This is a genomic window from Marinobacter fonticola, assembly GCF_008122265.1.
Taxonomy (GTDB): domain Bacteria; phylum Pseudomonadota; class Gammaproteobacteria; order Pseudomonadales; family Oleiphilaceae; genus Marinobacter_A; species Marinobacter_A fonticola.
Genome location: NZ_CP043042.1, coordinates 2,649,229 through 2,669,813, shown reverse-complemented (window position 1 = coordinate 2,669,813; position 20,585 = coordinate 2,649,229). Strand labels below are relative to the sequence as shown.

Sequence of the window (20,585 nt, the reverse complement as noted above, 5' to 3'; positions counted from 1 at the left end):
GCCGACTATGAGCGTTGCTACGCCCGCTAGAGGGCAAGCGGACAATGAAGCTGTACGCGATCCGGTGCTTGAAGCCCTCAGGCACCGCTTCGGCGAGACCGTGTTCGTCGAACAGGCGACGCTGACCGGTATGCCGGTGGTCTGGGTGCCACGAAACCTGATCATCGAGATCCTGGCCTTCCTGCAGGGCATGGAACAGCCCTTTACCATGCTGTTCGATCTCTCGGCTATCGACGAGCGCCTGAGGGGCCAGCGCAAAGGGCTCCCGCCCAGCGATTTCACGGTGTTCTATCATCTGCTTTCCATCGACCGAAACCGCGATGTGATGCTGAAGGTCGCGCTTGACGAAGCCGATCTGACACTGCCGACCTGTATCCCCGTCTTTGCCAATGCCAACTGGTACGAACGGGAAGTTTGGGACATGTTCGGCATTACCTTTACCGGTCATCCTCAGCTGTCCCGGATTCTCATGCCACCGACCTGGACCGGGCATCCCTTACGCAAAGACTATCCGGCCCGGGCGACCGAATTCGATCCCTACACCCTGACGGTTGAAGGACAGGACACCGAGCAGCGCGCGCTGCAGTTCGAGCCCGAAGACTGGGGTATGCAGCGCGAGCGCGATGGTGCGGAATTCATGTTCCTCAACCTGGGGCCCAACCATCCCTCGGCGCACGGTGCTTTTCGGATCGTGCTGCAGCTCGATGGCGAGGAAATCATCGATTGCGTTCCAGACATCGGTTATCACCACCGCGGCGCTGAAAAAATGGGCGAGCGTCAGTCCTGGCACAGCTTTATTCCGTACACGGACCGGGTCGATTACACCGGCGGGGTGATGAACAACTTCCCCTATATCCTGGCGGTGGAAAAGCTTGCCGGTATTGAGGTCACGGACAGGGCAAAGACCATTCGCATCATGCTGGCCGAGATGTTCCGGATTACCAGTCATTTGCTGTTCCTGGGCACATACCTGCAGGATCTTGGCGCCATGTCGCCGGTCTTCTTTACATTCAGTGACCGTCAGCGCGCCTACAAGGTCATCGAAGGAATAACCGGCTTTCGGATGCATCCGGCTTTTTTCCGCATCGGTGGTGTGGCCCAGGACTTGCCCAAAGGCTGGGAAAAGCTGACACAGGAATTTCTCGACTGGATGCCCAAACGCCTGCGCGAGTACGAGCGGGCGATGATGGAGAATGCGCTGGTCCGGGAGCGCACGCGCCACGTCGCGGCATTCAACACCGAAGAGGCCATAACCTGGGGCGTCACGGGCCCGAATTTGCGGTCGACAGGCTGCGACTACGATCTGCGCAAGCAGCGGCCTTATTCCGGTTACGATAATTTCGAGTTCGATGTGCCCCTGGGGCACCACGGCGACGCCTTCGACCGTGGCCAAGTCCGTATCGAAGAGATGCGCCAGAGCCTGCGCATCATTCAGCAATGTGTCGATCACATGCCGGCGGGCGAGTACAAAGCGGATCATCCTTTGACCACGCCGCCGCCCCGTGAGCGTATGTTGCAGCACATCGAAACCCTGATTACGCATTTTCTCCAGGTGTCCTGGGGACCGGTACTCAAACCCAACGAGTCCTGCCAACTGGTCGAGGCGACCAAAGGCATCAATAGCTACTACCTGACCAGTGACGGCAATACCGCCAGTTACCGCACCCGGATACGGACGCCGAGCTTCCCGCATTTGCAGCAGATTCCGGCGTTGATGAAGGGCGGATTTGTACCGGACCTCATCGCCCACCTGGGGAGTATCGATTTTGTTATGGCTGACGTGGACCGCTGATGAGCAGTGAACCGACGACAACGCGTGCAACGCCGATTGCCACCGACGGCGATGGTTTCGTCCTGCGCGACGATGACCGCGAAGCGATTCGCCATGAGCGCGATCATTACGAACAGCCCCAGGCGGCGTGCATCGAGGCACTGAAGATCGTGCAGCGCCGGCACGGCTGGGTGCCCGATGGCGCGATACCGGCCATTGCCGAGGTGCTGGGTGTTTCGCCGGCCTCGGTCGAGGGCGTCGCGACGTTTTACAGTCTGATCTTTCGGCAGCCCGTAGGCCGCCACGTGATCCTGGTCTGCGATAGCAGTTCCTGCTTCCTGACCGATTACGACGCTGTGCGTGAAGCGCTATCCCAGCGCCTGGGCATCGGTTTTGGCCAAACCACGGACGACGGTCGCTTTACGCTGTTACCGGTGTGTTGTTTAGGCGCCTGCGACCGTGGTCCGGCGCTGATGATCGATGACGATACCTTCGGTCCGGTTGAACCCGGGGACGTGGATGTGCTTCTGGAGGGTTACCCATGAGCCGAGAAATTTCCCAGCTCAGATACCGCTGCCAGCTGCGCCAGACGGCGGATGAGCGCCGCGAGGAAACCCATCCGCTGACCTGGCGTCTGCGGGACGACGGCGAACCCGTCCATCTGGATGAGTATGTGCAAAAAGATGGCTACGCCGCGGTAAAGAAGGTACTGAACGAACTCAGTGGCCAGGATGTGATCGAGGCGATGAAAACCGCCAACGTCAGAGGGCGGGGCGGCGCTGGCTTTTCAGCAGGCGTTAAATGGAGTCTCACCATGCAGGGAGGCGACCTGCCGCGGGGGTATCTGGTCTGCAATGCCGATGAAATGGAACCGGGCACGTTCAAAGATCGCCTATTGATGGAGCAACTGCCGCACCTGCTGATCGAGGGCATGATCCTTGGGGCCTACGCCAACAACTCACGCTTTGGCTATATCTTTCTGCGCGGCGAGTACATCGAATCCGAGCGTTCGTTGCGGCGCGCATTGGATGAGGCCCGTGCCGCCGGCTGGCTGGGCGGCAACATCGCCGGTAGTGGTTTCGACTTCGATATCGCGCTTCACACCGGCGCCGGCCGTTATATCTGCGGCGAGGAAACGGCGCTGATCAATTCCCTGGAAGGCAAACGGGCCAACCCTCGGGCCAAGCCGCCTTTCCCCGGTCAATCCGGCGCCTGGGGCAAACCCACGGTGGTCAATAATGTGGAAACGCTCTGCAATACCCCGGCTGTCATGCGGCATGGCGCCGAATGGTTTCAGGGAATTTCGGGAGATTTGAGCGAAGACGGCGGCACCAAAATTTACGGCGTCTCGGGCCGGGTGAATCGCACCGGGCTTTGGGAGTTGCCGATCGGCACCCCCGGGCGGGAGATCCTGGAGCGGGCCGGTGGTATCCGCGACGGTCAGACATTGAAGGCGTGGTTGCCCGGCGGTGGCAGTACCGGCTTTCTGCTGCCTGAGCATCTCGACCTGGGGCTGGATTTCGACACCATCGGCAAAGAGGGCAGCCGCCTGGGAACGGGACTGCTAACGGTGGTGACCGACCAACAAAGTATGGTTTCGCTAATGCGTAATCTCGAGGCTTTCTTTGCCCGGGAATCCTGCGGCTGGTGCACGCCTTGCCGCGATGGCCTGCCCTGGACCGTGCGTATTCTGGAAGCCCTGGAGCGCGGCGAAGGTGAAGAAGGCGACATCGAGTTATTGAACAAACTGGCGGACGACCAGGGCCCCGGCAAGACGTTCTGCGCTCATGCGCCTGGCGCCGCCATGCCGTTGTCCAGCGCCCTGAAATATTTCCGCAGGGAGTTTGAAGACGGTGTCAGTCACCCGCGTCGGGAAGCGCACGCGGATCCGATACCGGTTGGCGAGGTGTAAGCGTATGGCGACGATCCATGTGGATGGCGATTCCTACGAGGTAGACGGAGCGGATAACCTACTCCACGCCTGCCTATCGCTGGGGCTGGATATTCCTTATTTCTGCTGGCATCCGGCCATGGGCAGTGTGGGGGCGTGTCGACAGTGTGCCGTCAAACAGTACAAGGATGAGGACGACGACAAGGGCATGCTGGTGATGGCGTGCATGGCGCCGTCGTCCGACGGAACGCGAATCTCTATTGACGACGATGAGGCCCGTGAATTCCGCGCCAGCGTTATCGAATGGCTGATGATCCATCATCCCCATGATTGCCCCGTGTGCGAGGAGGGCGGCCACTGCCACCTGCAGGATATGACGGTCATGACCGGCCACGACCGTCGCCGGTACCGTTTTCGCAAGCGCACGCACCGCAACCAGCACCTGGGACCGTTCATCGCCCATGAGATGAATCGCTGCATTACCTGCTATCGCTGTACGCGTTTCTACAACGACTACGCAGGCGGCACCGACCTTGGGGCTTTCGGCGCCAATAGCAATATCTACTTCGGACGATACGAGGAAGGAACGCTGGAAAGTCCGTTTTCCGGCAACCTCGCCGAAGTGTGTCCGACCGGTGTATTCACCGATCGAACCCACAGTGAACAGTACACCCGCAAGTGGGACATGCAGTTTGGCCCCAGCATCTGTCACCAGTGCTCGGTGGGCTGCAATATTTCCCCCGGCGAGCGCTACGGGGATATCCGGCGCATCGAGAACCGTTACCACGGCGAGGTCAACCGTTTCTTTCTTTGCGACCGTGGTCGCTTCGGTTACGGCTACGTCAACCGGAAAGACCGGCCGTTACAGCCGGAATGGCGTAGCGGTGAGGCTGAACCGGTCGTTGCGCTCTCTGTCGACGCAGCGCTGGATCGCGGCGCCGACGCCCTGCGGGATGCGCAACGGGTAATCGGGATCGGTTCTCCCCGCGCCAGCCTGGAGAGTAATCACCAGTTGCGTGAGCTGGTCGGACCCGACAATTTTTCGACGGGCATTGCGGCCAGCGAACTGGCCTGCCTGCACCGCATGGCTGAACTGAGCGCTTCCACCGGTCTGCGGACACCCACGCTACGCGAGGTGGAAGAGCATGACGCCGTGTTGGTACTGGGTGAGGATCTGATTCAGAGCGCCGCTCGCATCGGGTTATCGGTACGCCAGGCGATCCTGGGGCGGCGCGGTGAGCATGCGGAAAGCCGTGGCATTCCCGCCTGGAATGCAGAGGCGATCAAGACGCTGGGCCAAGATAGCCGCTATCCGTTGTTCTCGCTCTATCCCACCGCGACGGGGCTGGATAGCATCAGCAAGCCGACGCCGCGACGGGCGCCGGAGGATATTGCCCGCCTCGGTTATGCCATTGCGCACTTTATCGATGCGGCAGCGCCGGACGTGGCGGATTTGGAGCACGCCGACAAAGAGGTTGCTCAACAGATTGCATCTGCGCTGATGGCTGCTGACCGGCCGTTGGTCGTCAGCGGTGGCTCGCTGTGCTCCACCGATATCCTCGATGCCGCCGGCAACATTGCCCGCGCCCTGGCGCGCCGGGCTTGCGACGGGGGCTTTATGCTGGTTCGGCGCGAGGCGAACAGTACCGGTATGCCGATGCTGGGTGGCCATTCGCTGGAATGGGCTTTGGACGAATTGCACGAACGTCGGGCGGACGCGCTCGTCGTGCTGGAGAACGATCTATACCAACGTTTGCCGAAAGCGCAGGTCGATCGCGCACTGAGCCAAGCCACGACCGTGATCGTGATGGATCATCAGCGCACCGAGACCCTGGACCGCGCTCATCTGTCACTGCCGGCGGCGAGTTTTGCCGAGGCGGACGGCACACTGGTCAGCATGGAAGGCAGGGCACAGCGCTTCTTCCAGGTGTACGACCCCGCCTATATCCGCCCGGAAACCAACATCCACGAAAGCTGGCGTTGGCTGCATGCACTCAAGTGTGGACTGCAGCGCCAGATGGTTTCGGACATCAACCTGGACAGCGTGACTCAGGCGTGTGCCGATCATTACCCGGCGCTCGCGCGTATCGTTGACGCAGCGCCGGGCGCCGACTATCGGGTGGGCGGTACCAAGCTGGCCCGTGAGCCGCATCGTTACAGTGGGCGCACCTCCATGCGGGCCCACCTGAATGTCAGCGAACCTCGGGCGCCGCAGGACGCCGATACGCCTTTCTCGTTTTCGATGGAAGGCTACAACGGCTACGACCGGCCTCGTAATACGGTGGCGTTTGCCTGGGCGCCGGGCTGGAATTCGCCCCAGGCCTGGAACAAGTTTACCGACGAGGTCGGTGGCCATTTGACCGCGGGCGACTCGGGCATTCGTCTGGTCGAGCCGGCACCTGGACGTTACCGCTATGCCGACAGTATTCCGCCGGCCTTCGATGCGCGGACGCATGAATGGCAGGTCGTCGTTTTGCCTCGGCTGTTCGGCGGCGAGGAGACCTCCGCCCGGGCAGAGCCCATTATCGAGCGAGCCGGCGAGGCTTGCGTCATCCTCTGCGAACACGATGCGCGACAGCTTGGCGCCACCGAGGGCGAACACCTGACGATTGCTGCCGGGCCTATTAGCCAACAGTTCCCACTGAGTATCGACCCGGGCATGCCCTCCGGTCTCGTGGGTGTTCCCGCGGGCCAGGGTGCCGAATTCGAAGCTGAGCGCTGGGCCGTGGTCAGCCTGGCCGGGTCCGATACCTTTGTGCCGGATCAAGCACGGCCCGATGGCGGGGAGGCGCGTCCATGAGCTGGCTAACGCCGGAAGTGCTGGCCGTTCTTTACGCCATGTTCCAGGCGGTGGTGATTCTATTGGGCGCGGTCCTGCTGGGCGCGGTGATGACCGTCATCGAACGCCGCTTGCTGGGGCTCTGGCAGGATCGCCATGGCCCCAATCGGGTGGGGCCGTTCGGGTCGATGCAGCTTTTCGCGGACATGATCAAGATCTTCTTCAAGGAAGATTGGATTCCCCCCTTCGCCGATCGCAAGCTGTTTGTGCTGGCCCCGGCTATCGCGATGGCCTCGCTGCTGCTGTCGTTCATGATCATCCCCATAACGCCAGGCTGGGGCGTGGCGGACCTGCACATCGGCCTGCTGTTTTTCTTCGCCATGGCTGGCATCAACGTCTACGCGGTGTTGTTCGGGGGCTGGTCCAGCGGCAACAAGTATGCATTGATCGGTGCCATGCGCGCGTCGGCACAGACATTGTCCTATGAAGTCTTTATGGGCCTGGCGCTGATGGGTGTGGTGGCCCTGGCGGGGTCGTTCAATATGCGTGAGATTGTGCAGGCTCAGGCGGATCTGTGGTTCATCATTCCCCAGTTCTTCGGTTTCTGTACCTTTTTGATCGCCGGGATCGCGGTTACCCACCGCCACCCGTTCGACCAGCCCGAGGCAGAACAGGAACTGGCAGATGGGTACCACATCGAATATTCCAGTATGAAGTTCGGCATGTTCTTCATTGGCGAGTATGTCGGCATGGTGCTCGTTTCGGCACTGATCGTGACGCTTTTCTTCGGCGGCTGGCATGGACCCTGGTTGCCGCCGATTATCTGGTTCGGGCTCAAGACCGGCTTCTTCCTGATGCTCTTCGTGCTGTTGCGGGCTGCTTTGCCGCGCCCCCGGTATGACCGGGTGATGAGCTTCGGCTGGAAGGTCTGTCTGCCCCTGACACTGATCAACTTGCTAATAACCGGTGCGGTCATCCTGCTGGATACGCCCGCCACGGGAGGTGGCTGATGACATTGAAATGGCTGCTGACGGCGACGTGGTCGCAGTTGAAGACCATGGGCATTATTTTCATGCACGCGTTCCGCAAGCGGGAGACGGTGAACTATCCGGAGGAGGCGGTGGACTTGCCGCCCCGCTACCGGGGCCGGATCGTGCTGACCCGGGACCCGGACGGGGAGGAGCGCTGTGTTGCTTGTAACCTCTGCGCTGTGGCCTGTCCGGTTGACTGCATAGCGCTGCAGAAAGGCGAGCAGGAAGACGGCCGTTGGTACCCGGAGTTCTTTCGCATCAACTTTTCGCGCTGCATTTTTTGCGGCATGTGCGAAGAAGCCTGTCCGACATCGGCGATTCAGCTCACTCCGGATTTCGAAATGAGCGAGTACGACCGCCAGGAGCTGGTGTACGAAAAAGAAGATCTACTGATAAACGGGCCTGGGAAAGACCACGATTATCATTTCTACAAGGTCGCCGGCCTATCGATTGCCGGTAAGGATAAGGGCAAGGCTCAGAACGAGCAGGAACCGATAGACGTGAAGACGCTGCTCCCCTAATCGGCGAGCACGTAAATAATGGAGTTCAAAAAAGGGAAAAGCGAGGATGGAACTGGCCTTTTACCTCAGTGGACTGGTAGCAGTGCTGGCGACGCTGGGTGTCATAACCGGCACCAACGCTGTTCATGCGCTGCTCTATCTGATCGTGTCGCTGATCGCGGTGGCTATGGTGTACTTCGCCCTCGGCGCGCCTTTCGCCGGGGCGTTGGAAATTATCGTTTATGCCGGCGCCATCATGGTGCTCTTTGTGTTCGTGGTGATGATTCTGAACTTGGGCGAAGGCGCGGCTGCCCAGGAACGGCTATGGCTTAAAGCCAGCACTTGGGCCGGTCCCTCGATTCTCGCCATGGCGTTACTCGGCGTGCTGGTGTTTAGTCTCTGGCGCGGCGACACCGGAGGAATGATTGAGGGTGAAACCCTGACAGCCAAGGCGGTGGGCAAGACGCTTTTCGGACCGTGGCTGCTGGTGGTGGAGTTGGCGGCGATGCTGTTGCTGGCGGCGTTGGTGACGGCGTCCCACGTCGGCCGGATAGGGCCGATTAAATCGACCGAGTCTCCCAAGAGCGCCAAAAAAGGAGGGGAGCAATGAGCGGCATCCCCATGGCGCATGGTCTGATCCTCGCGGCGGTGCTTTTTGCCCTGGGACTGGCGGGCCTGATGTTCCGGCGCAATATGGTGTTTGTGCTAATGAGCCTGGAAGTCATGCTCAATGCCGCCGGTTTAGCTTTCATTGTAGCGGGCACCGCCTGGCAGCAGCCGGAAGGGCAGGCCATGTTTTTGCTGGTAATTACCCTGGCGGCGGCCGAGGCCAGTGTCGGCCTGGCGCTGTTGATCCAACTGTTCCATCGCTTCCGGACTCTGGATACGGATAAAGCAAGCGGGATGCGAGGATGATGGATTTGTCGACATCACTCTTGCCCTGGACCTTTCTACTGCCGTTGATCGGTATGCTTATCCTGGCTTTCTCCCACGGGCGGCTGGGGGAACGTAGCAGCGCCGTTGTCGGGTTCACCAGCGTTGGGCTGGCGGCGCTGGTAACCGCGGTGATTGCCGTGGAATTTCTGGCGGGCAACGGCGAGCCGGTGGCCGTAACCTTGTGGACTTGGATTTCCGTCGGCGACTTCAAGCCGACCATCGGCCTGGCTCTTGATGGGCTCTCTCTCACCATGCTTGGCGTGATAACCGGTGTGGGTTTCCTGATCCATCTTTTCGCCGCGTGGTATATGCGTGGCGAGGAGGGCATAACCCGCTTCTACGCCTACATGAACCTGTTTGTGTTCAGCATGGTGTTATTGGTGTTGGGCGATAACCTGTTGCTGCTATTTCTCGGCTGGGAAGGCGTCGGTCTGTGCAGCTATCTGCTAATCGGCTACTACTATCGGGACCCAGCCAACGGTGCTGCGGCATTCAAAGCTTTTATCGTGACCCGGATCGGCGATGTCTTTCTGGCCATTGGACTGTTTTTACTGTTTAGCGAGGTTGGCACGCTGAACATCGCCGAAATCCTTCGTATGGCGCCTGAACTGTGGGACCGGGGCAATCCCACGGTGGAGATTGCCGCACTGCTGGTTTTAGGCGGCGCGCTGGGTAAATCCGCGCAGTTACCGCTGCATACCTGGCTTGCCGATGCGATGGCCGGGCCGACGCCGGTATCCGCTTTAATCCACGCCGCGACGATGGTCACCGCCGGTGTTTACCTGATCGCGCGTCTGCACGGACTCTTCGATCTGGCGCCGGACGCCCAGTACCTGGTTGGGGTCATCGGTGCTCTGACCTTGCTCATGGCAGGCTTCGCAGCGCTGGCGCAAACCGATATAAAACGGGTGTTGGCCTATTCCACCATGAGCCAGATCGGCTACATGTTCCTGGCGTTGGGTGTGGGCGCCTACGATGCGGCCGTCTTCCACCTGATGACCCATGCTTTCTTCAAAGCTCTGCTTTTCCTGTCGGCGGGTGCGGTGATCATCAGCTGTCACCACGAGCAGGACATGCGGCGCCTGGGCGGACTCTGGCGAACGTTGCCGTTGGCGTACGCGGGCTTCGTTGTCGGCGGCGCAGCTCTCGTGGCCTTACCCTTATTGACGGCAGGCTTCTACAGCAAGGACGAAATTCTCTGGCAGGCCTTCGCTGCGGATCAGAGCGGGTTGCTGCTGGCAGGCCTGGTCGGCGCCTTGCTGACATCCCTATATACCTTGCGTTTGATTATCGGCACCTTCCACGGCGCGGCAGGCAGTGACAATGCCCGCCATGCCGAACCCGGGCGCGGGCTCCAGCACGGTCTTCCGTTGGTCGTCCTGGGCGTCCTATCCACTTTTTTGGGCGGTCTGATAACACCGCCTCTGGAGGGCGTGCTGCCGAAGGGACCGGGTGAGTGGGTCCAGTCCGGTCACACGACGCTGGAATTGCTCGCTGCCGCCACGTCGCTGGCCGGGATTGGTATCGGTCTTTGGTTGTTTCTCAATCGCCGCCAGTGGCTCGCAAATCGTGTGGAGAAGGGGTGGCCGTCGATGCTTTGGACCTATTGGCATCACGCCTGGGGCTTCGATTGGCTGTTCGAACGAACGCTTGTCCGCCCTTACCGGTGGATCGTGCACGTGATGCGCAAAGATTTAGTCGACCGGATTTTCGGAATGGTTGCCGGTGTGGTCCGGCTGTTCAATGCCGGGCTGACACGGACCCAGACTGGCCGGTTGCGTACTTACGCGACGTCGATGGCACTGGGTGCAACAGTGGTCTTGCTGGTGCTGGCACTGAATTACTGAGCAAAGGAGAGCGCATGAGGCCGCTACAACAGATGCCACTTCGGCAGTCAATGGGACCTCGACAACGGATGGCGCATCGTCAAATCACGCTCTATCGTCCGATCGATGCACGTACTGCGAAGGAGATGTCGACGCCATGGTGTTGATTTGGCTGATCCTGATTCCCTTTATTGGCGGCCTTCTGTGCTGGCAGGCGGACCGCTGGGGTGAAAAGGCACCACGCTGGATTGCCCTGGCCACCATGTTAGCGGTCTTCGTCACCACCCTGGTGCTTTGGTGGCAGGGGGATTACCAGTTGCCGGCAGCCACCGGCGATGCGGATACGCTGCGTTGGGCGATGGAATGGCGGGTGCCGTGGATCCCAAGGTTTGGTATCGATATTCATCTTGCGCTCGACGGTCTTTCGTTGATCCTGATTGCGTTAACCGGCTTTCTCGGCATGCTGGCCGTTATCTGTTCCTGGAAGGAAATCGCACACCGGATCGGTTTCTTCCATTTGAACCTCCTCTTCATCCTGGCTGGTGTCGTTGGGGTGTTTCTGGCCATCGATCTTTTCCTGTTTTTCTTCTTTTGGGAAATGATGCTGGTGCCGATGTACTTCCTGATCGCGCTATGGGGGCACAGTGGCTCGGAGGGCAAGACCCGCATCCGCGCGGCAATGAAGTTTTTCATCTACACCCAGGCCAGCGGTCTGCTGATGCTGGTCTCCATTCTGGCGCTGGTGTTTATCCACCATGCTAATACCGGCGAATACTCCTTCAGCTATGCGGATCTGATGCAGACGCCCTTGTCGGAGTCGACGGCCATGTGGCTGATGCTGGGTTTCTTTATCGCTTTCGCCGTAAAGCTGCCCGTTGTACCGCTGCATGGCTGGTTGCCGGATGCCCATGCACAGGCGCCGACGGCGGGTAGCGTGGATCTCGCCGGTATCCTGCTAAAAACTGCAGCGTACGGCATGCTGCGTTTTGCTCTGCCGCTGTTTCCCGAGGCGTCGCAGGCCTTTGCGCCGGTCGCTATGGGGTTGGGCGTCATCGGTATTTTCTACGGTGCCCTGTTGGCTTGCGGGCAACAGGATATCAAGCGTCTCATTGCCTATACCTCGATTTCTCACATGGGTTTCGTGTTGATCGGCATCTACTCCGGTTCTGAACTTGCATTACAGGGCGTCGTCGTATTGATGGTGGCCCATGCTTTCTCGGCGGCGGGCCTGTTCATCCTCAGCGGTCAACTCTTCGAGCGTTTGCATACGCGTGATATGCGCAAAATGGGCGGGCTTTGGGGACGTTTCGATAGCCTGCCGGGGTTCTCCCTGTGCTTTGTCGCCGCCTCGTTGGGCATGCCGGGAACGGCGAACTTTATCGGCGAGTTCATGGTGCTGTTCGGGACCTTCCCGGCGGCGCCGGAAGTGGTAATTCTGGCGAGTGTGGGGTTGGTGTTGGCCGCGATCTATTCACTGATACTGATGCAGCGGGTCCACTTTGGTCCGCCACAGGGGGAGGAACGGTTGCGCGGTCTGGATTGGCGCGAGTACACCATGATGGCAGGCTTGTTGGCCCTGGTGCTGCTGTTCGGACTCTATCCTCAGCTGCTGCTGGATACCACGGGCGCGGTCATGGGTGAGGTTCAGCGGTTATTTGCCGCCGGAGCCCAAGTCGATACGGTTCACTGGCTCATGGGAGGGCAATGATGCTGACAAAAGCCGACATCTTTGCCCTCACGCCTGTCATCCTGGTTTGCGCCACGGCCGTTGTGGTGATGCTGGGGATTGCTTGGCGGCGTCAGCACACGGTGACGTTCCTGGTGGCGGTAGTCGGCCTGAACGCTGCGCTGGTTTCGCTGCTGGCGGTTGGGCTGATGGACACCGTAGAAACACCTTTGCTGGTGTTCGACGGCCTTACTGTGTTCGGTATGGCCGTGGTGCTGGTCTCGTCACTGGCGTGCGTAACCTTCGGCCACGCCTATCTGGAGGGTTATTCCGGACCCAAGGAAGAATTCTACCTGCTGCTGCTGTGTGCTGCCGCGGGTGGCATGGTGTTAGTGGCGAGTCGCCACTTTGCCACCCTCTTTTTCGGCCTGGAACTACTCTCGATGCCGCTGTACGGCATGCTGGCCTATACCTTCCGGGACGAACGCTCCCTGGAGGCGGGCATCAAGTATCTAATCCTTTCCGCCGCGGGCACCGCCTTTTTGCTTTTTGGCATGGCGTTGCTCTATGCGGAAACTGGAGAACTCGAGATTGCTGCCATCGGCGCCGAACTGTCGGGCACTAGCGGTGTCTGGGCGATTGCGGGTGCTGGCCTGATGCTGGTTGGCCTGGGCTTCAAACTTTCCTTCGTGCCCTTCCACCTGTGGACACCGGACGTCTATCAAGGGGGCCCAGGACCGTCGGCGACGTTTTTGGCGACGGCAAGCAAGGCGGCTGTCTTCATCGTCTTTCTCAGGATCGTGATGGAAATACCGGTGTTCCACGAAGCCGGTCCACACGTGATCTTAACGGCGCTGGCGTTAGTCACCATGCTCGCTGGCAACATTCTTGCGCTGGTCCAGCCCAATCTGAAGCGCTTACTCGGGTATTCCTCGATTGCGCACTTCGGCTACCTGTTGGTCGCGTTGGTGGTTGCCGACGGGTTAGCCGTGGAAACGGCAGGGATTTATCTGATCACCTACCTGATTACCACCCTGGGTGCGTTTGGCGTGGTCACCGTGCTTTCCAGTCCCTACAGCGGGGAAGATGCTTCAGCGCTGCATCATTATCGCGGTTTATTTTGGCGGCGGCCCTATCTAGCGGCCGTGCTGACGGTGACGTTGCTTTCATTGGCCGGCATTCCGTTTACCGCGGGCTTTATCGGCAAGTTCTACATCATTGCCCTGGCGGTCGAGGCCAGCCGCTGGTGGCTGGTGGGCGGTATTCTGGTTGGCAGTGCCATCGGGCTTTACTACTACCTTCGGGTGCTGGTCACCCTCTATCTGGTCGAGCCGGGCATGCGCCGTCGGGATGCGCCCCACGATTGGGGGGTTCGTGCTGGAGGCGTCGTGGTGCTGGGGCTGGCGCTGTTGGTGATTTTGCTGGGCGTCTACCCGACACCGGCAATCGACTGGATGGCTAACCTTTCGGTCGCCGGCCACTAATAGAGGAGTTTGTGTGTCTAGCCTAAGCCCGGAAAACTGGTCTATCTCGGTCAGCGTGATCATCTTCTGCGTCTGTGCGCTGATCATCGGTATTTTGGGCACACGATTGACCCGGGTAGTGGACCAGCTCGCCGACCGCCTGGGTATCGGCGAAGCGCTTGCAGGCGCGGTTATCCTGGGGGCGGCGACGTCGCTTTCGGGGGCTGTGCTATCGGTCACGGCGGCCTGGCGTGGGCATCCCGAATTGGCCATCAGCAACGCGATGGGCGGTATTGCCGTACAGACTTTTTTTCTGGCGATGGCCGATCTGGTTTATCGGCGGGCGAACCTGGAGCATGCCGCCGCTTCGGTGCCCAACATGCTCCAGAATGCGCTGTTGATTTCTCTCCTCGGGCTGATCCTGTTTGCGCCGCTGTCGCCGGATGTCACGATCTGGGGCGTTCACCCAGCGACGCCTATTCTTTTCGGGATGTATATATACGGGATTCGGCTGGTCAAAAAGGCGCGTCTGGAGCCCATGTGGCGTCCCTCGTTCACCCGGGAGACGCGTCAGGACGTGCCCGACGATGTAGGCCAAATGCCACCGTTATCAAGGCTAGGGGTGGAGTTCGCACTGTTGACCGCTGGCCTCGGGCTAGCGGGATGGCTGCTGGAGCCGACGGCCAATAAGATTGCATCGGCGTCGGGAATGTCGCTGACCGCTGTGGGCGTATTGTTTACGGCGGTCAGTACCTCGATTCCCGAGCTGGTGACGTCGATCGCAGCGGTGCGCCGCGGCGCGCTTACACTGGCGATAGGCGGTATTATCGGCGGCAACGCCTTCGATACGTTGTTCATGGCGGCGTCGGACGTGGCGTACAGAGACGGTTCCATCTATCACGCCATGCGCGACTCGTCGCAATTCTGGGTAGCGCTGACCTTGCTCATGTGCGGCATTCTGATGATGGGGTTGATTCGGCGGCAGGAGCAGGGCATAGCCCGCATCGGTTCTGAAAGTTTCGCAATAATCGTACTTTACGTGCTCGGTGTTTGCCTTATGTTGTTGTTCGGTGGTTGAGAAAACGGAGTATGGTACACATAGAGTGTTAGGGAATTCCAAAGCCTGTTGGATCTGTTTTGGAGCGCCCTATGCAAGCGTGTTTTTAATATCCCGCGATGGCCGAAGGACCAGCCTAGACGTCGGGCCCTCTGAAGTTCCGTGACTGGCTCACGGAGCGATGCCTGGAGCTAATCCGGACGGCCAAAATTTTGATGCATTGCAGAGAAATTGAGGTTATCCGCTATGACCAACGAAACAAACCCTTACCCTTCGCGATTGAAAGAAGGCGACGGCATCGATCCCTTCGTTCGTCTTGACCCTGTCGTACATTCTCGCAACCAATGGCGCTGGGATGGCCCCCTTGGTGAAGTGGCATTGTCCAAATACGAGCGTGACGGCTTTCTCTGGTTCGAGGGATTTTTTTCCCAAGAACGGATGCAGCCATTCTTTGACGAGCTCAAAGAGATGGCCAGCGATAAGAAGCTGATGGAGTCGGATCAAATCATTACGGATCCCGAATCGGGAGAGATCCGGTCGGTATTTGCGATGCACGAGCTTTCCGATCATTTTAGCCGACTGACCCGGGACCCACGTATTCTCGGGATGGTTCGTCAGCTTCTAGGAAGCGAAGTCTACATCCACCAATCACGCATCAACGATAAGTTCGGCTTTCAGGGCAGTGGGTTCGACTGGCACTCGGACTTTGAGACTTGGCACTCCGAAGATGGTATGCCTAGGATGCGAGCCGTCAGTGCGTCACTTATGCTAACGGATAACAACGAGTTCAACGGGCCTCTGATGCTGATTCCCGGTTCCCATCACTATTTTGTGCCGTGCATGGGCGAGACACCGGACATGAATTGGACGGACTCGTTGAAAGCCCAGCGTCTGGGTGTGCCCGATCAGGACGCCCTGGCGATGCTGGCCAACCGAGGCGGGATCCAGGCACCCAAAGGGCCGGCGGGGTCGTTGCTGTTGTTCGAATGCAATACATTGCATGCGTCCAACAAAAACATGTCGCCATGGCCGCGGTCGAATCTGTTCTTTGTCTACAACAGTGTCGAAAACCGCCTTGGAGAACCTTATGCCGCGCCCCATACACGGCCGGAGTTTCTTGGGGCACGGGAAAACAATGAGGCACTGACCATGCACGACGATTTCCCGGAACTGGCTGGGCAGGGTGTTCAACCCCTACGCCATGGTGACTCTTAACTTTTTGTGTCATCACGATTAATACAGCAGGCCTTGTATTTGCGACCGCTCCCACAGGGGCAGCGGTCGTTGCGGCCTGGCTTCAATAGTCCTTGACGGGGATCCCCGCTGACATAAAGCCATTGCCCGTCTTCCCGGGCAAAGTCCGATCTTTCTTCCAGATAGCCCCATTGTCCTTTGTCCCAGTAGATGGCCCGAAAGTGCACGGCGCCTTGAGGGCCGGTTTGCGAGGCATCCAGAATCTGTAGGCTGGTCCAGACCGGGGCGTCTTTCAGGTCCAGTTGGGACGGCCGTGTTTTCGGATGCCAGGTGAGCAGCAGGTAATCGGGCTTGTGCGTGGCGAAGGCCGCGAAACGTGACCGCATCAGGGCTTCGGGCGTTGCAGCCACGCGGCCTCCTTCATGGAGTGGCCCGCAGCATGAGGAGTAGGGCTGCTGACTGCCGCAGGGGCAGGCTTCGTTCTTCATCTATTGCTCCTGGGCGGTTATGGGGAAGCCAGGTTAAAACGGGACAGCGTGCTTCCAGCGAGACTCAAGCAAAGGCAGCCCTGCGGGCTACTCCGAAGCTAAAGCATCGGCTACATTTGTTCCAACCTCGGGTATGTAGCAGACGCTTTAGCTTCTGAGGCGCCGAAGGTGCCCATCTTTTTTGCGCCTTACCTGGAATGTGCGGTGATTTTCCGTTCATGCCAATCCGTATGGACAAAAAAACGCCAGCTGCGGGAGCTGGCGTTTTTTCGGGGCAGGGCCCTTGGACAACCCAGTCAGGAGATTAGGCTACGGAAGCCTTGGCCGCCTTGCTGGTGTACTTCTCCATCTGATCGAAGTTCAGGTACTTGTAGATGTCCTTGGACATGCTGTTCAGGTCCTTGGCGTACTCCATGTACTCCGCAGGTGTTGGCAGTTTGCCGAGAACCGCACCCACAGCCGCCAGTTCCGCAGAGGTCAGGTACACGTTGGCGCCATCGCCCAGACGGTTGGGGAAGTTACGGGTGGAGGTGGACAGTACCGTGGACTTGGCCGCCACACGGGCCTGGTTACCCATGCACAGCGAGCAGCCGGGCATCTCGGTCCGTACACCGGCAGTGCCGTAGGTGTTGAAGTAGCCTTCTTCCATCAGTTGCGCCTGGTCCATCTTGGTCGGCGGAGACATCCACAGACGGGTGCTCAGCGGACCTTTATGCTGCTCGAGCAGCTTACCGGCGGCACGGAAGTGACCAATGTTGGTCATGCATGAGCCGATGAACACTTCGTCCACCTTATCGCCAGCCACTTCGGACAGCACCTTGGCATCGTCCGGGTCGTTCGGGCAGCAGACAATCGGTTCGTTGATGTCGGCCAGGTCGATCTCGATGACGTGGGCGTATTCCGCGTCCTTGTCGGCACGCATCAGGCTCGGGCTGGCCAGCCACTCTTCCATCTTCTTGGCGCGACGCTCAAGCGTACGCGGATCGCCGTAGCCTTCCGCGATCATCCAGCGCAGCATAACGATGTTGGAGCGTAGGTACTCGGCAACGGAGTCTTCGGACAGGTTGATGGTACAACCGGCTGCGGAGCGCTCTGCAGAGGCGTCAGACAGCTCGAACGCCTGCTCGACGGTCAGGTGCTCCAGGCCTTCGATTTCCAGGATACGGCCGGAGAACTCGTTGATCTTGCCTTTCTTTTCGACGGTCAGCAGGCCTTGCTTGATGCCATAGAGCGGGATCGCATGGACCAGATCGCGCAAGGTGATGCCCGGCTGCATTTCGCCTTTGAAGCGCACCAGAACCGACTCCGGCATATCCAGCGGCATAACGCCGGTGGCCGCAGCAAACGCCACAAGCCCGGAGCCGGCGGGGAAGGAAATGCCCATCGGGAAGCGGGTGTGGGAGTCGCCACCGGTACCGACGGTATCCGGCAGCAGCATGCGGTTCAGCCAGGAGTGAATGATGCCGTCGCCCGGACGCAGGGCAACACCGCCACGGGTCTGGATGAAGTCCGGCATGGAGTGTTGCATTTCCACGTCGACCGGCTTGGGATAGGCGGCGGTGTGACAGAAAGACTGCATAACCAGATCGGACTGGAAGCCCAGGCAGGCTAGGTCTTTCAGCTCGTCACGGGTCATCGGGCCGGTGGTGTCTTGAGAGCCCACGGTAGCCATCTCGGGCTCGCAGTAGGTGCCTGGACGCACGCCTTTGCCTTCTTCCAGGCCACAGGCTCGGCCCACCATTTTCTGGCCCAGGGTGAAGCCTTTTTCGCCGGCTTCCGGATCTTTTGGCAGGCGGAAGAGGTCGGTCGCACCCAGATTCAGGGCTTCACGCGCCTTGGTTGTCAGGCCACGGCCGATGATCAGCGGGATACGGCCGCCGGCCTGGACTTCGTCCAGGATCACGTCGGACTTGAAGCCAAATTCGGAGATGGTCTCACCGGCTTCATTCAGGATCTTGCCTTCGTACGGGCGGATCTCGATGACGTCGCCCATGTTCATGTCGTCGACCGGTGCTTCGAAAACCAGGGCGCCGGCATCTTCCATGGTGTTGAAGAAGATCGGGGCCACCTTGTTGCCGATACAGACACCGCCGGAGCGCTTATTGGGCACGCCCGGCATGTCTTCACCGAAGAACCAGAGTACGGAGTTGGTTGCAGACTTACGGGAAGAGCCGGTACCCACAACGTCACCGACGAAGGCAACGGGAAGGCCTTTGTCCTTGATCTCGTCGATTTGAGACATCGGGCCAGTGGTGCCCGGATCTTCCGGGTTCAGGCCGTCACGGGGCATTTTGTAGGCTGCGCGGGCATGCAACGGGATGTCAGGACGTGACCAGGCATCCGGAGCCGGAGATAGGTCGTCGGTGTTGGTCTCGCCAGTAACCTTGAACACGACCATTTTCATGCTCTCGGGTACTTTCTTCTTACCGGTGAACCACTCGGCGTTGGCCCACGATTCCATGACATCCTTGGCGACCGCGTTGCCGGCATCCATCTTTTCCTTCACGTCGTTGAAGGCATCGAACATCAGCAGGGTTTTCTTCAGCTTCTCGCCAGCCAGCTTGGCCAGGTCGTCGTTATCCAGTAGGTCGACCATTGTGGCGATGTTGTAGCCACCCTGCATCATGCCCAGCAGTTCGACGGCCTTTTCCTTGCTGATCAGCGGCGAGGAGGCCTCATCTTTAACGACAGCGGTGAGGAACGCGGCCTTGACGTAGGCGGCCTCATCCACGCCCGGCGGAATGCGGTTTTCCAACAGATAGACCAGCTCCTCTTCTTCACCCGCTGGCGGGGTTTTCAGAAGCTCAACCAGTGCAGCGGTTTGCTCGGCGTTCAGGGGTTTGGGAGGAATGCCCAGTGCCGCGCGCTCTTCGACGTGTTTACGGTACTCTTCTAACACGGTAAGACCCTCATCAGTTAGGATGCCCTGCGGTGTCAAAAGGAGGCACTGAATAAATAGATTACATTTCCTTCCTGGGCGCGCCAGATGGCGGCTAAGGAAGGGTAAGTTACTTATTCAGTGGCTCCTTCATTGAGCAGGGTTATTGGTGACTGGGGAATCATCATTGCTTCCCCGGTGCGTGTCCCGTCTGGCTAATTCATTCATCTACTGGCAGGCGCCTGGATAATCCCAGTACCGACAGGCGCTTGCGGCGCGGACCCCGGCAGCAGTCAATGAATTAGCCCGACAGGACACCGAGTTCGGGCCGCAATTCTAGCGGAAATCCCTGACGAAGTTAAGTTGTACTAAGGGCGGCCTTGTGTTTGCCGTTGGCAGAGATGACCTGGATGAATCATGTATAATCCATCGCCACTGAATAGATAGTCTAGGGAACCGATTTAGCCGATATGCAAGCCGCACTTGATGAAATCCATGGCTTCCTGCCATGCCGCACGCCCGACCAGTGGATCGAAAATGCGCTGGTCAATCAGGATCTGATGCTGATCGATCATGCCCATTGCGAGAAAAAGGCAGCGTCCACCGCGCTTAGTCTGATGTATCGCTATGTGGACAATCCCGAGCTGCTGAACAAGATGTCGCGCCTGGCGCGGGAGGAACTGCGGCACTTTGAGCAGGTGCTGGCCATTATGAAAAAACGCGGCGTCGCCTACGACCATCTGACACCTGCGCGGTACGCAGCAGAACTGCGTAAGGAAGTGCGGACGGAGGATCCCGGGCGCCTTGTGGATGTCCTGATCGTCGGCGCTATTATCGAGGCCCGGTCATGCGAGCGATTCGCGGCGCTGGCGCCCCATCTGGACGAGGCGCTGGAAACGTTTTATAGCAGCCTGCTCAAATCGGAGGCGCGGCATTATCAGGATTACCTGAAGCTGGCGGAGAAAGCCGCTGGCGCGCCCATCGATGATCGTGTTGCAGTCTTTCTTGACATCGAGAAGGGGCTCATTGAGAAGCCGGATACGGAATTCCGGTTTCATAGCGGTCCAGTCGCGTCAGCCTCCGCCAAGCCAGCAGCCCCTTGAAT

16 protein-coding genes are annotated in these 20,585 nt (G+C 59.4%); 14 read left to right on the top strand and 2 right to left on the bottom strand.

Going from position 1 to position 20,585, the window contains the following annotated elements; all coding sequences use genetic code 11:
- Positions 1-7 precede the first annotated feature (7 nt).
- The 13 genes from nuoC (at position 8) to thpD (ending at position 16,135) form a co-directional block, all read left to right on the top strand.
- Positions 8-1,792 carry an NADH-quinone oxidoreductase subunit C/D gene (nuoC, locus tag FXO11_RS11810; protein ID WP_148863160.1) on the top strand — a complete coding sequence of 595 codons (1,785 nt, stop codon included), beginning with the start codon at positions 8-10 and terminating at the stop codon, positions 1,790-1,792.
- Positions 1,792-2,316, top strand: coding sequence for an NADH-quinone oxidoreductase subunit NuoE (nuoE, locus tag FXO11_RS11805; protein WP_148863159.1), 525 nt, complete (start codon positions 1,792-1,794; stop codon positions 2,314-2,316). The genes nuoC and nuoE overlap by 1 nt, the downstream gene beginning before the upstream one ends.
- On the top strand, positions 2,313-3,683 hold the full coding sequence (gene nuoF / locus FXO11_RS11800; RefSeq protein WP_148863158.1) for an NADH-quinone oxidoreductase subunit NuoF: 1,371 nt from the start codon (positions 2,313-2,315) through the stop codon (positions 3,681-3,683). The genes nuoE and nuoF overlap by 4 nt, the downstream gene beginning before the upstream one ends.
- 4 nt (positions 3,684-3,687) lie before the next feature.
- Complete coding sequence (nuoG, locus tag FXO11_RS11795; protein ID WP_148863157.1) at positions 3,688-6,462, top strand: NADH-quinone oxidoreductase subunit NuoG; 2,775 nt, start codon at positions 3,688-3,690, stop codon at positions 6,460-6,462.
- A complete protein-coding gene (gene nuoH / locus FXO11_RS11790; RefSeq protein WP_148863156.1) occupies positions 6,459-7,451 on the top strand; it encodes an NADH-quinone oxidoreductase subunit NuoH in 993 nt (330 codons plus the stop codon). The genes nuoG and nuoH overlap by 4 nt, the downstream gene beginning before the upstream one ends.
- Complete coding sequence (gene nuoI, locus FXO11_RS11785; protein ID WP_148863155.1) at positions 7,451-7,993, top strand: NADH-quinone oxidoreductase subunit NuoI; 543 nt, start codon at positions 7,451-7,453, stop codon at positions 7,991-7,993. Before nuoH ends, nuoI begins: the two co-directional genes overlap by 1 nt.
- 46 nt (positions 7,994-8,039) lie before the next feature.
- Positions 8,040-8,582, top strand: coding sequence for an NADH-quinone oxidoreductase subunit J (nuoJ, locus tag FXO11_RS11780; RefSeq protein WP_148863154.1), 543 nt, complete (start codon positions 8,040-8,042; stop codon positions 8,580-8,582).
- On the top strand, positions 8,579-8,887 hold the full coding sequence (gene nuoK, locus FXO11_RS11775) for an NADH-quinone oxidoreductase subunit NuoK (protein ID WP_148863153.1): 309 nt from the start codon (positions 8,579-8,581) through the stop codon (positions 8,885-8,887). The genes nuoJ and nuoK overlap by 4 nt, the downstream gene beginning before the upstream one ends.
- A complete protein-coding gene (gene nuoL / locus FXO11_RS11770) occupies positions 8,884-10,755 on the top strand; it encodes an NADH-quinone oxidoreductase subunit L (RefSeq protein WP_148863152.1) in 1,872 nt (623 codons plus the stop codon). Before nuoK ends, nuoL begins: the two co-directional genes overlap by 4 nt.
- Positions 10,756-10,891: 136 nt before the next feature.
- Positions 10,892-12,442 carry an NADH-quinone oxidoreductase subunit M gene (gene nuoM / locus FXO11_RS11765; RefSeq protein WP_148863151.1) on the top strand — a complete coding sequence of 517 codons (1,551 nt, stop codon included), beginning with the start codon at positions 10,892-10,894 and terminating at the stop codon, positions 12,440-12,442.
- Complete coding sequence (gene nuoN / locus FXO11_RS11760) at positions 12,439-13,884, top strand: NADH-quinone oxidoreductase subunit NuoN (RefSeq protein WP_202980222.1); 1,446 nt, start codon at positions 12,439-12,441, stop codon at positions 13,882-13,884. Before nuoM ends, nuoN begins: the two co-directional genes overlap by 4 nt.
- A gap of 13 nt (positions 13,885-13,897) precedes the next feature.
- Complete coding sequence (locus tag FXO11_RS11755) at positions 13,898-14,941, top strand: sodium:calcium antiporter (RefSeq protein ID WP_148863150.1); 1,044 nt, start codon at positions 13,898-13,900, stop codon at positions 14,939-14,941.
- Positions 14,942-15,166: 225 nt separating this feature from the next.
- On the top strand, positions 15,167-16,135 hold the full coding sequence (gene thpD / locus FXO11_RS11750; protein ID WP_148863149.1) for an ectoine hydroxylase: 969 nt from the start codon (positions 15,167-15,169) through the stop codon (positions 16,133-16,135).
- On the opposite strand, the gene FXO11_RS11745 is transcribed toward thpD, so the two are convergent.
- Positions 16,132-16,602 (bottom strand): YchJ family protein, encoded by a 471-nt coding sequence (locus FXO11_RS11745; protein ID WP_148863148.1) that lies wholly within the window; start codon positions 16,600-16,602, stop codon positions 16,132-16,134. The two genes, thpD and FXO11_RS11745, sit on opposite strands and share 4 nt — an antisense overlap.
- Positions 16,603-16,906: 304 nt before the next feature.
- Positions 16,907-19,501 carry a bifunctional aconitate hydratase 2/2-methylisocitrate dehydratase gene (locus FXO11_RS11740; RefSeq protein WP_148863147.1) on the bottom strand — a complete coding sequence of 865 codons (2,595 nt, stop codon included), beginning with the start codon at positions 19,499-19,501 and terminating at the stop codon, positions 16,907-16,909.
- A 449-nt stretch (positions 19,502-19,950) separates the two neighbouring features.
- Here FXO11_RS11740 and miaE point away from each other — a divergent pair, with 449 nt between their 5' ends.
- The gene (miaE, locus tag FXO11_RS11735; protein ID WP_148863146.1) at positions 19,951-20,583 is read left to right on the top strand and encodes a tRNA-(ms[2]io[6]A)-hydroxylase; all 633 of its coding nucleotides are present in this window, start codon (positions 19,951-19,953) and stop codon (positions 20,581-20,583) included.
- The last annotated feature ends 2 nt before the right edge of the window (positions 20,584-20,585 follow it).

What these genes read in the sequence shown, in the direction of transcription:
- nuoH (WP_148863156.1), top strand. Translation starts at nt 6,459, where the DNA reads ATGAGCTGGCTAACGCCGGAAGTGCTGGCCGTTCTTTACGCCATGTTC.
- FXO11_RS11745 (WP_148863148.1), bottom strand. Translation starts at nt 16,602, where the DNA reads ATGAAGAACGAAGCCTGCCCCTGCGGCAGTCAGCAGCCCTACTCCTCA.
- nuoE (WP_148863159.1), top strand. Translation starts at nt 1,792, where the DNA reads ATGAGCAGTGAACCGACGACAACGCGTGCAACGCCGATTGCCACCGAC.
- nuoF (WP_148863158.1), top strand. Translation starts at nt 2,313, where the DNA reads ATGAGCCGAGAAATTTCCCAGCTCAGATACCGCTGCCAGCTGCGCCAG.
- nuoL (WP_148863152.1), top strand. Translation starts at nt 8,884, where the DNA reads ATGATGGATTTGTCGACATCACTCTTGCCCTGGACCTTTCTACTGCCG.
- miaE (WP_148863146.1), top strand. Translation starts at nt 19,951, where the DNA reads ATGCAAGCCGCACTTGATGAAATCCATGGCTTCCTGCCATGCCGCACG.
- nuoM (WP_148863151.1), top strand. Translation starts at nt 10,892, where the DNA reads ATGGTGTTGATTTGGCTGATCCTGATTCCCTTTATTGGCGGCCTTCTG.
- nuoC (WP_148863160.1), top strand. Translation starts at nt 8, where the DNA reads ATGAGCGTTGCTACGCCCGCTAGAGGGCAAGCGGACAATGAAGCTGTA.
- thpD (WP_148863149.1), top strand. Translation starts at nt 15,167, where the DNA reads ATGACCAACGAAACAAACCCTTACCCTTCGCGATTGAAAGAAGGCGAC.
- nuoI (WP_148863155.1), top strand. Translation starts at nt 7,451, where the DNA reads ATGACATTGAAATGGCTGCTGACGGCGACGTGGTCGCAGTTGAAGACC.
- nuoN (WP_202980222.1), top strand. Translation starts at nt 12,439, where the DNA reads ATGATGCTGACAAAAGCCGACATCTTTGCCCTCACGCCTGTCATCCTG.
- nuoK (WP_148863153.1), top strand. Translation starts at nt 8,579, where the DNA reads ATGAGCGGCATCCCCATGGCGCATGGTCTGATCCTCGCGGCGGTGCTT.
- nuoJ (WP_148863154.1), top strand. Translation starts at nt 8,040, where the DNA reads ATGGAACTGGCCTTTTACCTCAGTGGACTGGTAGCAGTGCTGGCGACG.
- nuoG (WP_148863157.1), top strand. Translation starts at nt 3,688, where the DNA reads ATGGCGACGATCCATGTGGATGGCGATTCCTACGAGGTAGACGGAGCG.